The 13,243-nt window shown below is 54.0% G+C and carries 13 protein-coding genes; 10 read left to right on the top strand and 3 right to left on the bottom strand.

Annotated elements, in window-relative coordinates; all coding sequences use genetic code 11:
* Positions 1–29: 29 nt before the first annotated feature.
* Positions 30–2,000 (bottom strand): ATP-binding cassette domain-containing protein, encoded by a 1,971-nt coding sequence (locus U738_RS15220; protein WP_035582020.1) that lies wholly within the window; start codon positions 1,998–2,000, stop codon positions 30–32.
* A 29-nt stretch (positions 2,001–2,029) separates the two neighbouring features.
* On the opposite strand from U738_RS15220, the gene U738_RS15215 reads away from it, so the two are divergent.
* From U738_RS15215 to U738_RS15185, 7 genes are all read left to right on the top strand, one after another.
* Positions 2,030–2,617 carry a TIGR02444 family protein gene (locus tag U738_RS15215; RefSeq protein ID WP_035582018.1) on the top strand — a complete coding sequence of 196 codons (588 nt, stop codon included), beginning with the start codon at positions 2,030–2,032 and terminating at the stop codon, positions 2,615–2,617.
* Between the two features lie 248 nt (positions 2,618–2,865).
* Positions 2,866–3,912 (top strand): TRAP transporter substrate-binding protein, encoded by a 1,047-nt coding sequence (locus U738_RS15210; protein WP_035582016.1) that lies wholly within the window; start codon positions 2,866–2,868, stop codon positions 3,910–3,912.
* Between the two features lie 309 nt (positions 3,913–4,221).
* Positions 4,222–4,800 (top strand): TRAP transporter small permease, encoded by a 579-nt coding sequence (locus U738_RS15205; RefSeq protein WP_035582014.1) that lies wholly within the window; start codon positions 4,222–4,224, stop codon positions 4,798–4,800.
* A gap of 30 nt (positions 4,801–4,830) precedes the next feature.
* Entirely contained in the window at positions 4,831–6,114 is a 1,284-nt protein-coding gene (locus U738_RS15200; RefSeq protein WP_035582012.1) for a TRAP transporter large permease, read from the top strand.
* Between the two features lie 21 nt (positions 6,115–6,135).
* The gene (locus U738_RS15195) at positions 6,136–6,579 is read left to right on the top strand and encodes a universal stress protein (protein WP_035582010.1); all 444 of its coding nucleotides are present in this window, start codon (positions 6,136–6,138) and stop codon (positions 6,577–6,579) included.
* Between the two features lie 139 nt (positions 6,580–6,718).
* Positions 6,719–7,399: an FKBP-type peptidyl-prolyl cis-trans isomerase gene (locus U738_RS15190; protein ID WP_035582008.1), complete on the top strand. Its 681-nt coding sequence runs from the start codon at positions 6,719–6,721 to the stop codon at positions 7,397–7,399.
* 3 nt (positions 7,400–7,402) lie between these two features.
* Positions 7,403–8,506, top strand: coding sequence for an alpha/beta hydrolase-fold protein (locus U738_RS15185; protein WP_035582004.1), 1,104 nt, complete (start codon positions 7,403–7,405; stop codon positions 8,504–8,506).
* 10 nt (positions 8,507–8,516) lie between these two features.
* Here U738_RS15185 and U738_RS15180 read toward each other — a convergent pair whose 3' ends face one another.
* Both U738_RS15180 and U738_RS15175 read right to left on the bottom strand, forming a co-directional pair.
* The gene (locus U738_RS15180) at positions 8,517–9,110 is read right to left on the bottom strand and encodes an SCO family protein (protein WP_035582001.1); all 594 of its coding nucleotides are present in this window, start codon (positions 9,108–9,110) and stop codon (positions 8,517–8,519) included.
* Between the two features lie 5 nt (positions 9,111–9,115).
* Positions 9,116–9,619, bottom strand: coding sequence for a hypothetical protein (locus U738_RS15175; RefSeq protein ID WP_035581998.1), 504 nt, complete (start codon positions 9,617–9,619; stop codon positions 9,116–9,118).
* Between the two features lie 105 nt (positions 9,620–9,724).
* Between U738_RS15175 and U738_RS15170 the strand changes: the two genes are divergently transcribed.
* The 3 genes from U738_RS15170 (at position 9,725) to U738_RS15155 (ending at position 13,224) form a co-directional block, all read left to right on the top strand.
* Positions 9,725–10,639: an AEC family transporter gene (locus tag U738_RS15170; protein WP_035581995.1), complete on the top strand. Its 915-nt coding sequence runs from the start codon at positions 9,725–9,727 to the stop codon at positions 10,637–10,639.
* Between the two features lie 672 nt (positions 10,640–11,311).
* Positions 11,312–12,223, top strand: a complete 912-nt coding sequence (thpD, locus tag U738_RS15160) for an ectoine hydroxylase (RefSeq protein WP_035581989.1) — start codon at positions 11,312–11,314, stop codon at positions 12,221–12,223.
* 5 nt (positions 12,224–12,228) lie between these two features.
* Positions 12,229–13,224, top strand: a complete 996-nt coding sequence (locus U738_RS15155) for a 2-hydroxyacid dehydrogenase (protein WP_035581986.1) — start codon at positions 12,229–12,231, stop codon at positions 13,222–13,224.
* Positions 13,225–13,243: the final 19 nt, after the last annotated feature.

Below are 13,243 nucleotides of genomic sequence, written 5' to 3'. Positions count from 1 at the left end.
CCCTGTTTTCGAGAATGAGCTTTCGAGGACTAGCTTTCTACACCTTCACTGGCGAGCAGTTCTGCTTCCATTGCCTCTAGTGACTCTTCGGCGCTCAGCCACTGCCGTTCCGACTCATCTAAACGCGCTTTAATTTCCGCTTGTTGGCTAAGCGTCTTGGTCAGTTCGGCTTTGCGGGCGCTGTCGGTGTAGAGCTCTGGGTCTGCCAACACTTGCTCTACCTTATCGAGTTCCTGCTGGGCCTTTTCCATGGCTTTTTCGGCTTGATCACGCTGTTTTTTCAGCGGGCGCAGCTTTTCGCGCAGCTCGGCGGCTGCTTTGCGTGACGCTTTGCGTGCTTCACGGCTGTCGCCGCTGGGTTGCTGGTTCTGGCGCTCGGCTTTTTCGCCACGGGAATCCCGGCGACTCTCTTCCAAGCGCGCTTTGAGCCAAACCCGGTAGTCTTCCAAATCGCCATCGAAGGGCTCGACGCGGTTATCCGCCACTTTCCAGAACTCGTCGACTGTGGCGCGCAGCAGGTGACGGTCGTGGGAGACCAGAATAACCGTACCCTCGAAACTGGCCAGCGCTTGGGTCAGCGCTTCGCGCATCTCTAAGTCCAGGTGGTTGGTGGGCTCATCGAGCAGCAGCAGGTTGGGTTTCTGCCAAGCGACGAGCGCCAGCGCCAGCCGCGCTTTCTCTCCCCCGGAGTAGTTGGCAACTTTGCCGAAGGCGTCGTCGCCCTTAAAGCCAAAGCCGCCCAGGAAGTTGCGGATATCTTGGTCGCTGGCGGTGGGCGAAAGGCGTTGCACGTGCACAAAAGGCGTCGAGGTGACATCCAGCCCTTCAAGCTGATGCTGAGCGAAGTAACCAATCGCCAAGTGCTCACCGGGTACGCGCTTGCCATTAAGCAGCGCCAGTTCCCCGGTGAGCGACTTAATCAGCGTCGATTTACCCGCCCCGTTGGGGCCTAACAGGCCAATGCGACTGCCGGGTAGTAACGTAACGTTGACCTTATCCAACTGCACATTGTCATCACCCCCATTTTCGCCCGGATAGCCTAGCTGCGCCTGATCCAGCACCAGCAGTGGGTGCGAGGTTTTGTCGGCGGCGGGTAGCGTAAAGTGAAAAGGGGAGTCCACGTGGGCGACGGCGATATCTTCCATCCGTTCAAGCATTTTGACCCGGCTTTGCGCCTGCTTCGCCTTGGTTGCCTGGGCACGGAAGCGGGCGATAAAACGCTCGATCTCTTCCCGGCGCGCTTGCTGTTTGGCGGCTTCCGCTTGCTGCAGGGCCAGCTTTTCAGCGCGGGTGCGCTCAAACTGGGAGTAATTACCGCGGTAAAGCTCCAGGGTTTGGTGATGCATATGCACGATGTGGTCGCACACCGCATCCAGGAAGTCGCGGTCGTGGGAAATCAGCAGCAGGGTGCCCGGGTAGCGGGTCAGCCACTGCTCCAGCCACAGTAAGGCGTCCAGATCCAGGTGGTTGGTGGGCTCATCCAACAGCAGTAGATCAGAAGGCATAAACAGCGTGCGGGCCAGATTAACCCGCATCCGCCAGCCGCCGGAAAACGCCGAGAGTGGTCGAGTAAGGTCAGACTGAACGAAGCCCAGCCCCACCAGTAGCTGCGCCGCACGTGATTCTGCGCGGTAGCCATCCAGGGTTTCAATTAAACCGTGCAGTTCGGCTTCTCGGTGGGCTTCACCGGCTTCCCTGGCAACCAACAAGTCGGCTTCAGCCTTGCGTAGCGCCAAGTCGCCATCGAGTACATACTCAATAATCGGGCGGTCGAGGGCGTCAACTTCCTGGGCCATATGCGCAATGCGCTGGCCGCCGCTCATCTCGACATCCCCCTGGTCGGGGGCAAGCTCGCCGAGCAAGAGTTTGAATAGGCTCGATTTACCGGCGCCGTTTGCCCCGATAATCCCGGCCTTTACCCCGTTATTAAGGGTAACGTCCGCGTTGTCGAGTAGCGTTTGCGTGCCGCGTTGCAGGGCGACTTGGCGCAGTGCGATCATGCCTTCTCCCGAAGAAAGTGGGTCATTTGATGCGAAACTCTATTGCGCTTGATTCTACCCGATTGCAGCGCCTACAGCAGACACCGTTATGGGATTTTGCCCTGGCGCTCTATACCAAGCCCGGCGTTGAGGCCGCCTGCCTAACGCTGCAAGACGATGCCGGGCTTGACGTTTGCGAGGTGCTGCTGCATTGCTGGCTCTATTCGTGCGGTTTAGAAGCCATGCCTGCTGCACTCGAACGTGAGCGAGAGCAGCGCCGCTTGTGGCAGTGCCAAGTGACGGAGGTTTTGCGTGGATTACGCCGCGATTTAAAAGCTATGGCGGCGACAAGTGAGTCCGTAACAGCGCTGCGCGAAACCATCAAACAGGCAGAGTTGATGGCTGAGCGTGAGAACCTTCAACGTTGGCAAACGTGGGTTTGTGAGGCGCCAAGCGATGAAAAACGTGTGAGAAATATTGCCGAAATGCCGCCAGATGCGGCGAATTGGCTACGAAAACAGCTGCTCTATAGCCAAAGTGATCATGCCTCCGGCGGCAGTATAAAGACCCAAAATGCATGGCTTTATTCGCTACAAACGCTTACTTACCAGCTTGACCCTCACCAAGGAGCGCGCTAGCCTGAATTTAAGCTGTTTTTGAAATACCTAGCGTTATTCGCCTGCTAGCATGCAGTATGAACACCATCACTGCCTGTTAGTGGATATCGGAATATGGGTTAGTTAACCCCGGTTGGCGAACAACAGCGTCGTGTTGAGAAGCGCGAGGCTACCCTACTTTTAAAGCATTGAATTTTAACCGTAGGGTTTTAAAAACTAGGTTGTTGCGCATTCGTACAGCGCGCTTACCACTGCAAGGGGAACACCGCATGAAGGCAAGCAAATCCGTTTCTACTCGTTCTGTAACCTCTAAATTAATGACAACGGCCAGTGTGGGTGCACTGCTGTTCGGTCTCAGCGCCGCTGCTCAAGCAGACAACTGGCGCTACGCTCACGAAGAGTATGAAGGCGACGTTCAAGACGTCTTCGCCTATGCTTTCAAAGAGTATATTGAAGACAACTCAGACCACACCGTACAAGTTTACCGCTTTGGTGAGCTGGGTGAGTCTGACGACATTATGGAGCAGACTCAGAACGGCATTCTGCAGTTCGTTAACCAGTCGCCTGGCTTCACTGGTGCGCTGATCCCTGAAGCGCAAATCTTCTTCATTCCCTACCTACTGCCTACCGACGAAGAAACCGTACTGACCTTCTTTGACGAAAGTAAGGCGATCAACGAAATGTTTCCTGAGCTTTACGCCGAGCAAGGCCTAGAGCTATTGAAGATGTATCCAGAAGGCGAAATGGTCGTGACCACCGACGAGCCGATCAGCTCGCCGGAAGATATGGATAATAAGAAAATCCGTACCATGACCAACCCGCTGTTGTCGGAAACTTATGAAGCCTTTGGTGCGACGCCGACGCCGCTGCCTTGGGGCGAAGTTTACGGTGGCCTGCAGACCGGCATCATTGACGGGCAAGAGAATCCGATTTTCTGGATCGAGTCCGGCGGTCTGTATGAGGTGTCTCCGCACCTGACGTTTACCGGCCACGGCTGGTTCACCACCGCGATGATGGCCAACCAGGACTTCTACGAAGGCCTGTCTGAAGAAGATCAAACGTTGGTGAATGAAGCCTCACAAGCGGCTTACGACCATACCATCGAGCATATCCAAGGCTTGGCCGAAGAGTCGTTAGAGAAGATTCAGGAAGCATCTGATGAAGTGACCGTGACACGTCTCGACGAAGAGCAAATTCAAGCCTTCCGTGACCGCGCCCCGCAAGTCGAAGAAGCCTTCCTGGAAATGACCGGTGAAGGTGGTGAAGAGCTACTTGAGCAGTTTAAAGCTGACCTTGAAGCCGTAACCAACGAGTAATCACCCTCCAAGCCACACTGGCGCACGAGTGATTATCAAGGGGCAGCAAAGGCTGCCCCTTTTTATTTTGTGTTGGTAAGGCGTAGGCCCTTCGGGGCTGTTTTAACGTCGTTACTGTTGGGTTACGTACATCTAGCGTTGAATCACCGGCAGCTGCATGCCGTTACGCTAGATTTCACTCCTCGCCAGTGGTACGAAGTAGATGTGGGCTAGACAGGTGTGCATTAGATAGGCCTGGAATAACGCTGTGTTTATTGTGCCAACGGCACTTAACGGGTGCCGTTAGAGCCGTTCAAAAGGAGTCCGGCCATGACCGATGATGAGATGGAAAAGAGTTACCGCTCCGGTTTGCCGGGGGTACTGGGCGTGATCGACACTGCAATTAGCAAAATAGAAGCCGTGATTCTCGCGATGGGTGTTTTGCTAATGGCGCTGAATACGGTCACCAATGTGGTAGCTCGTTTTGTATTTGGCAACAGCATTATGTTTTCCGGTGAGTTAAACCGCATTTTGATTATTATGATCACCTTTGCGGGGGTTGGCTATGCCGCCCGCCATGGCCGCCATATACGCATGTCGGCTATTTATGATGCGTTGCCGGTAGGCGGGCGCAAAGTGCTGATGATCTGCATTGCGCTGTTTACCTCGCTGGTGATGTTTTTCCTCCTCTACTATTCAGTTGTTTATATCCTTGATCTGCAGAGCAAAGGCCGCGTGTTGCCCTCCTTGGGCTTACCGGTGTGGATCATCTACCTATGGGTGCCGATGGGCTTTTTCATCACCGGTATTCAATACTTGCTAACCGCCGTTAAAAACTTAACGTCCCGCGATGTCTATCTCTCGACGGGCGTGGTGGATGGTTATAAAGATACGGAAACTGAAGTTTAACGCGGGGCACTGCACCCTAGGGGAACAGCTATGACGACAATAATGGTCACCACCATGATTGCCCTGCTGCTGCTGGGCTTTCCAATGATGATTCCGCTGATTACCGCTGCGGTAATCGGCTTCTATATGATGTTTAACGGCTTCGGCCAGATGGATACGCTGATCCAGCAGATGATGGCGGGCATACGGCCAGCTTCGCTCATTGCCGTACCCATGTTTATTCTTGCTGCTGATATTATGACGCGTGGTCAGTCCGCTAACCGCTTGATCGATATGGTTATGGCGTTTATCGGTCATATTAAAGGCGGCTTAGCGGTAAGCACGGCAGCTTCGTGCACACTATTTGGTGCTGTATCCGGTTCTACCCAGGCGACCGTGGTGGCCGTTGGTTCGCCGCTGCGGCCCAAGATGCTTAAAGCGGGCTACTCGGACTCTTTCACGCTGGCGTTGATCATCAATGCCAGCGATATTGCGTTCTTGATCCCCCCCAGTATCGGCATGATTATTTACGGGGTGATCTCGGGTACTTCCATCGGTGAGCTATTTATTGCCGGGATTGGGCCAGGGTTAATGATCCTGCTTATGTTCTCGACTTACTGCATTATCTACGCCATCGTTAAAGATGTACCTACTGAAGCAAAATCGAGCTGGAAAGAGCGCGCAGTAGCGGTTCAGCAGGCGCTTTGGCCGCTTGGTTTTCCGGTGATTATTGTCGGTGGTATTTACGGCGGTATCTTCAGTCCGACTGAAGCAGCAGCGGCTTGTGTGCTGTATGCCATTTTGCTTGAGTTCGTGGTTTTCCGCTCACTTAAGATGAATGACATTTATGCCATCGCCAAATCTACCGGTTTAATTACCGCCGTGGTGTTTATCCTGGTGGCGGTGGGTAATGGCTTCTCGTGGATCATTTCGTTTGCACAAATACCACAAATGATTCTGGAGGCGGTGGGGGTTAATGAAGCAGGTCCCACGGGCGTGCTGATTGCTATCTGTATCGCCTTCTTCGTTGCCTGTATGTTTGTCGATCCGATTGTGGTCATTCTGGTATTGACGCCTATCTTTACCCCTGCCATTGAGGCCACTGGGCTCGACCCGGTACTGGTGGGTATTTTGATCACCTTGCAGGTGGCGATAGGCTCGGCAACCCCGCCCTTCGGGTGCGATATTTTCACGGCGATTGCGATTTTCAAGCGCCCCTATTGGGATGTGATCAAAGGCACTCCGCCGTTTATTTTCATGCTGATTTTAGCCGCCGCTCTGCTGATCATGTTCCCGCAAATTGCGCTGTTCCTGCGCGATGTTGCCTTCCGCTAAACAGCCACAAGGAGTACGCGAATGTTTAATCGCATTTTAGTCCCGGTGGATGGTTCTAAAGGCGCCTTAAGGGCGCTGGAAAAAGCGGTGGGCTTGCATATGCTGACCGGCGCTGAGCTTTATCTGCTGTGCGTGTTTAAACACCACAGTTTGCTGGAAGCCTCACTCTCGATGGTGCGGCCCAACCAGCTGGATATCCCGGATGATGCGCTAAAAGAGTACGCCACCGAGATCGCCGTGCATGCCAAATCCCACGCTATTGAGCTGGGCGCGGACAGCGCGCTCGTACGCGCTTTTGTAAAAGGCGGCCGACCATCGCGTATCATCGTCCGCTTCGCCCGTAAGCGAGAGTGCGACCTTATTGTGATTGGTGCTCAGGGTACCAATGGTGAGAAGAACCCGTTGCTGGGAAGCGTTTCTCAGCGTGTGGCGGGAGCCGCCCACTGCCCCACGCTGGTCGTCTAAATCCGCTAAACCTCTCGCTCATGTTGTGGTCTTACTAACACCCACCGTCCCGAAGATGCAGCTCGGGGCGGTGGGTGTTAGTCTTTGCATAACACTATTGGCGCTCGACGCCGCTATATACAAGATAAAAGGATCTTTCATGAAACGACTGCTCTCTACCACGGCTCTGACAGGTTTGCTTTTGGTCGCCCCGTTTGCCGCAGCAGCGCCAGAAACCGATGAACAGCGCTTGGCTTATAGCTTGGGTGTCACCCTGGGTGAAAGTATGCAGGCAGACATCGAAGACCTAGACCTGGATGCGTTCACAGATGGCATGCGCGATGTGTTTGAAGGCAATGACTTAGCGCTCAGTGAAGAAGAGATGACCGAGGCGTTGATGGCGTTCCAAGAGCAGTCAATGCAAGCGCGTGAAGCCGAAGCTGAAGAGATGGCACAAATGAGTCTCGAAGAGGGCGAAGCCTTCCTGGCTGAAAACGCTGAGCGCGATGAAGTGACCGTGACCGACTCTGGCCTTCAGTATGAAGTGCTTGAATCTGGCGATGGTGCCACGCCTGGCCCTGAAGATACCGTCGAAGTGAACTATGAAGGCATGCTGCTGGACGGCACCGTTTTCGATAGCTCTTTTGAGCGCGGTGAATCCGTCAGCTTCCAGACCAATCAGGTGATCGAAGGCTGGCAGGAAGCGCTGCAGATGATGAGCGTTGGCGATAGCTGGATGCTCTATATCCCCGCGGATATTGCTTACGGCGAGAATGGCCAAGGGCCGATTGGGCCTAACGAAGTACTGACCTTCCGCGTTGAACTGTTAGGCGTCGAATAAGCGATGCGCTCAGCCCCCCACTTCACTGTGCACCCCATCGCTTACGCGCTGCTTTGCGTTGGTGTATGTGTCCCGCTGATGGCTCAAGCGGAGACGACCGACGAGCCTGAGGATTTACCTGCCTTAAGTGCTGCCAGTGAGCAGGCCAGCGTGGTGGGGGTATCGTCGGGCGGTTATATGGCGACCCAGCTTGCGGTGGCCTGGCCCGAGCGGTTTAGTGGCTTGGGCGTTCTAGCGGCGGGGCCTTGGAGCTGTGCGCAGGGTTCGCTGAGTTTGGCGCTTAATCAGTGCATGATGACCCGCCGGGGGGAACCTTCATTAGATGAGCTGGAGGCTCGTTACCAGCGCTATAGGGAGCTTGAACAGATAGGTAGTAAACAAGCGCTTAGCCAGCTCAGGGCCTATTTGTGGCACGGCGAAGAGGATGAAGTAGTGAAGCCACTGCTCGGCGACCTGCTTGCAGAGCAGTGGCAGCAGTGGCTAGCCTCGCCTGATCAACTGCGCGTTGCGCGCAGTGAAAATGCAGGGCATGGCTGGCCGGTACGGTTACCCAGTGAAGCTGCCCCAGGCCCTCAGGAGTGGGGCGATTGTCGTCAGGGTGGCGGTAGTTTCCTATTATCCTGCGACGACGATATTGCCGGAGAAATGCTGGATTGGCTCTACCCCGAACGCGATGTCTCGGCCGCTGGCGAGCCTGGTAGTGAGCAAGAGGGTGAGCAAGATGGCGAACTAATCGCATTTGATCAGTCAGAGTTTGCGGTAAAAGGCCTAGCCGATACGGGCTATGTGTTTATACCCAAAGGTTGCGAAGCGGGCGAGTGCCCGGTCACGTTGGCACTGCACGGTTGCCAAATGACCGCAGAGGCCATTGGCGATACGTTTATACGCTACACCGGGTTAAATGCCTGGGCGTCGGCGCATCAGCAAATCGTGCTCTATCCTCAGGCAGAAAGCAGTATGGCGAACCCGCAGGGCTGCTGGGACTGGTGGGGGTTTGCTGAAAGTACCTGGCAGTTAAGCCCGCAGCACGATACCCGTAGCGGCACTCAAATTAGCGCGTTAATGGCCATGTTGGATCGTTTACAATCCGCACCTGAATCCGATTAAGAAGCGCCGATTAACTGCCTAGTTCGCTCTCTAATGCGGAAACTAAACCATGCGGGGTCGGTGAGTAGAGCACTCGCTGAAGAATATCGCCCTCGTGATTAACCAAAAAGAGCGAGGCGCTGTGATCAATGGTGTAGTCCATTGCTGAATCTGGCGCTTCGACTTTTCGCCATATCACCCCATAGCGTGAGGCGACATCCTCAAGCTGTTCCTGGCTGCCCACCGCGCCGATAAACGCCTCGCCGAAAAAGCCCATGTACTCCTGCATGCGCGCGATGGTGTCGCGTTCGGGATCAACGGTGATCATCACCGGCACCACACGTTCGCGCTGCTCCTCAGAGAGTTGGGCCAGGGCTTGGCGCTTTACCGATTGGGTCATCGGGCAAATATCGGGGCAATACGTATAGCCGAACGAAACAATCGCAACTTGATCGTCGTCCAGTTGGGTCAACGAAAAATCACCCTGGGTAGAGGGCAGTTCGATTGGGCCGCCTACAGGCTCCCCCTCTTTGGGGGCGAAAGCATACTGATAGAGGCCAATCCCGCTGGCCACCAGCAAAAGCGCCACCAACCCCGCGCCTAGCCATAACGGTTTTCTTGCCATGTGAGTTAACTCCGAATCACGTCAAAATCGAACCAGCTGCCTACCTTGCCTTCTGCGGTTTCCAGTATGACACGTGCCCGCCAGGGCATAACGCTTTGCGTACAAATTCCCACTTGGCCTTGACCTTGAAAGTGGCCGGGCGCACCGGCGCTAAGGGCAAAACGGTGTAGCCCCAAATCCATATCTCGACCAATAAAATCTACCTCGACCTGCGTGGCCGTTACACCCTCGACTTCTACTTCCAGTGGTAATATCTCCAGTGCATCAATCCGTCCAATGGACGCAATGTGAAGCGTGATACGGCCTATATCGCCCAGGGTGGCGGAGCAGGGCGCGGCATGCAAGTCGCAGTTTGAAGTGGGTGGAAACCATGTCACATCACTGTCGCGGTGCAGCCAATGGGCAAAGGCATACCACGCGCAGGCCGCCAGCGCCAAGCCAGTGACCAGTATCAGTACCCTTAAGACGGGGAAGCCCGCCGGGTGTGCAGGTTTTGATATCATCTTCATGGCAGAATAATCGCTACGCGAGCCGTGAGGCGGGAAGTTTGATCATGGTAACAGTAATCGCGCCGATATCGCTGTGCTGGGATGTCGCAGGCAAAAGGGACATAAATGGAGAGTATCACTGGCGCTTTAGGCCCACTATTTCTGTTGATCTTACTGGGCGCCGTGCTGGGCTATTGGCGTTGGCCTAGCGACACTTTTTGGCCGCAGATGGAGCGGCTGATCTACTTTGTGCTGTTTCCCGCCATGCTGGTGGGCACCTTGGCGACTGCCGATGTGAGCCAAGTTCCGGTCGGCCGCCTTGCAATGGTGTTACTCGGCGCGATGGTGCTGTTTGGCCTGCTGCTCTGGCGTTTACGCGGCTGGCTAAAGCTAACACCTGCGGCGTTTACGTCGGTATTTCAAGGCGCGGTACGTTTTAATACCTATGTAGGCGTTGCTGGCGCCGCCGCGCTACACGGCAGCCTAGGAGCGACCACCGCAGCCGTCGCCGTGGCACTAATGGTGCCAGTGGTTAACGTGATGTGTGTGGCCAGCTTTGTCGCGGCTGGCACTCTAGGCGGTGCTAGCGTAGGTAAAAGTGCCATGGCGTTGATTAAAAATCCGCTGATTCTGGCCTGCTTGGCGGGTATTGGCCTGAACCTGTCGGGCGTTGGTTTGCCTGGCTGGAGTCAAGATACGGTTGAGCTACTGGGGCGTGCGGCGCTGCCATTGGGTTTGGTGGCCGTCGGGGTGGCGCTGCGTCCTGCGGCGCTGCTGCGTATTGATCGCGGAGTGCTGGCCACCAATGGCGTTAAACTGCTGCTCATGCCCGCGCTGGTATTGGCATTAACCTGGATACTACAGCTGGATCCGGTAAGCCGCGACGTAGCGCTACTGTTTGCAGCACTCCCTACGGCTACCTCTGCGTATATCTTAGCCCGTCAGTTGGGGGGCGATGCCGAGCTCATGGCCGCGATCATTACCGGCCAAACCCTGTTGGCCATGCTTACCCTGCCGTTTTGGCTGCAGTTGGTTAGCTGACGGCGAGGCTGGAATGCTAAATAAAAAATATTCGTATTTGTGTTGACGAGGTAAATGAGAACTATTACAGTGTAATTGTCAGCGTTTGATGAGACGCTGGCAACCACGACAGCTGCTTGGATAACATTCATCGCCAGTTTTCTGTCATGGTTTCTCCCTCTCATTGCTAGTCACGGTCTTTTTGCCGCTCCTCTGGAGCGGCTTTCTTTTTTTATGCGTGCCAATTTTTTATTTATCTCCTGTGTAGGCGATTGTGATCTTTGCCTTCGACAAGCGGTAATAAAAAATATTCGTATTTGTATTGACGGGGTAAATGAGAACTATTACAATGTGGTTGTCAGCGTTTAATGAGACGCTGGCAACCACGACAGAAACCGCCAGTTTCCTGTCATGGTTTCTCCCTCTCATTGCTAGTCACGGTCTTTTTTGCCGCTCCATTGGAGCGGCTTTCTTTTTTTAGCCCCTGCTACCCTCTCGCTTCCTATACTGCCTTTCGACTCCCGCTCCTCGCTTTCCGTCTCTTGTTTTAAAAACATGAATTTAAAAACGATGATTGCTGGCACGATGAGCCGGCTGACATAGCGTTATTGCTGTGGTGCGTTTTGGCGTCTACGTTTTATAAGTAGCCCCTAAAAGCGTTACTTGACATGGATACTAACGGAGGAGTTTGCCATGAACGATACACAAGACTTATTCCCTACTCGCTTGGAACGAAAGTTGGGAATGTTTGAACGCATCGATCCAGTGGTATACGGCGATGAGTCACAGCTTGCGAATGGCCCCTTAAGCAAATCAGAAATTGATGAGTACGAAAGAAAAGGATTTCTGTCGTTTGAAGGATTTTTTGACGCTGATGACATGCAGGTTTTTCTTAAAGAACTGCGCGAGTATGAAGACGATGCTGATCTGAAACTTTCAGAAGGCACTATTCTTGAACCTGGGCGTGAAGAGATTCGTACTATTTTCGGCATCCACGATGTTTCAAAACGCTTTCAGCGCTTGACCCAGGATCCCAAGCTATTGGCGATTGTTAAGCAACTGCTGGGCAGCGATGTATATATTCATCAGTCACGGATTAACTATAAACCAGGTTTTAAAGGCAAAGGGTTTGAGTGGCACTCCGACTTTGAAACATGGCATAGCGAAGACGGCATGCCACGTATGCGTGGGTTAAGTTGCTCCATCGTACTCACTGACAACGGTGAATTTAACGGCCCATTAATGTTGATCCCTGGCTCGCATCATTATTTTGTTCCGTGTGTCGGACGAACGCCGGAAAATAACTATAAAGAGTCGCTGAAAAGCCAAGAGGTGGGCGTGCCCCCAGCCAGTAGCCTTCGCGAGATAATGCTAGAAAACGATATCGAAGCTCCCAAGGGGCCTGCCGGTTCGCTGGTGATCTTTGAATGCAATACCATGCACGGCTCGAACATAAATATGTCTTGCTGGCCGAGAAGTAATCTGTTCTTTGTTTACAACAGTGTTGAAAACACGCTGCACGACCCTTACTGCGGTAACCGGCCCAGGCCGGAATTTCTAGCTAATCGTTCGGATTGGGAGCCGCTAAAACCGCTCAACGAGTAAAGCCCATGCGCATCGCCGTGTTTAGTGCTAAACCCTACGACCGCACTTTTCTTACACGCGCCAACTCGGGGCAACGCCACCACTTAAGCTTTTTTGAGGCGCGTTTAACTGAAGACACGGCGACCTTAGCCAACGGTTTTGACGCGATTTGCGCCTTCGTGAATGACTGCCTTGATGCCGCCGTGTTAGAGCAACTGCATAACGGTGGCACAAGATTAGTGGCGCTGCGTTCGGCGGGCTTCAACCATGTTGATTTGGCTGCCGCCGAACGGTTAGGCATCACAGTGGTACGGGTGCCTGCCTACTCCCCCCACGCAGTGGCAGAACACGCGGTCGCCCTAGTGCTGAGCCTTAATCGCATGACTTATCGCGCTTACAACCGTGTGCGGGAGGGTAATTTTGCCCTGGATGGCCTGCTGGGGTTCGACCTGCACGGTAAAACGGTAGGCATTATTGGAACTGGGCATATTGGGCTGATTTTTGCCGATATTATGCACGGCTTTGGTTGCCGGGTAGTGGCCAGCGACCCGTTTCCCAGCCCGGATGCTAAATCCTTTGTTGAGTACGTGCCGCTAGCAACGCTGTTTGCCAGCGCCGACATTATCTCGCTGCACTGCCCGTTGACGCCTGAGACTCACCATTTGATTGATGCCGATGCCATCGCGCAAATGAAGGAAGGCGTCATGCTGATCAATACCGGCCGCGGAAGGGTGGTCGATACCCAAGCCGTCATAGCAGGCCTGAAAAGCGGCAAAATCGGCCGCTTAGGGCTGGATGTCTATGAAGAGGAAGAGCAGCTGTTCTTCGAAGACCTCTCTCAAGGCGTGATTAACGATGACCAGTTTATGCGCCTGACGACCTTCCATAATGTACTGATCACCGGACACCAAGCCTTCTTCACCGCCGAAGCGCTAACCAATATCGCCGAGACGACGTTGGCTAATATTGACGCTTTTGAAAGTGGGATGGGAGAGATTTATCGGGTCGTTTTAGCGAAATAACACTGCTCTAAATCTACTC

It is taken from the genome of Halomonas sp. TG39a (assembly GCF_000744395.1).
GTDB lineage: Bacteria > Pseudomonadota > Gammaproteobacteria > Pseudomonadales > Halomonadaceae > Vreelandella > Vreelandella ventosae_B.
Note: the sequence above shows the minus strand (reverse complement) of the source record. Positions and strands in the feature narration are given on the sequence as shown.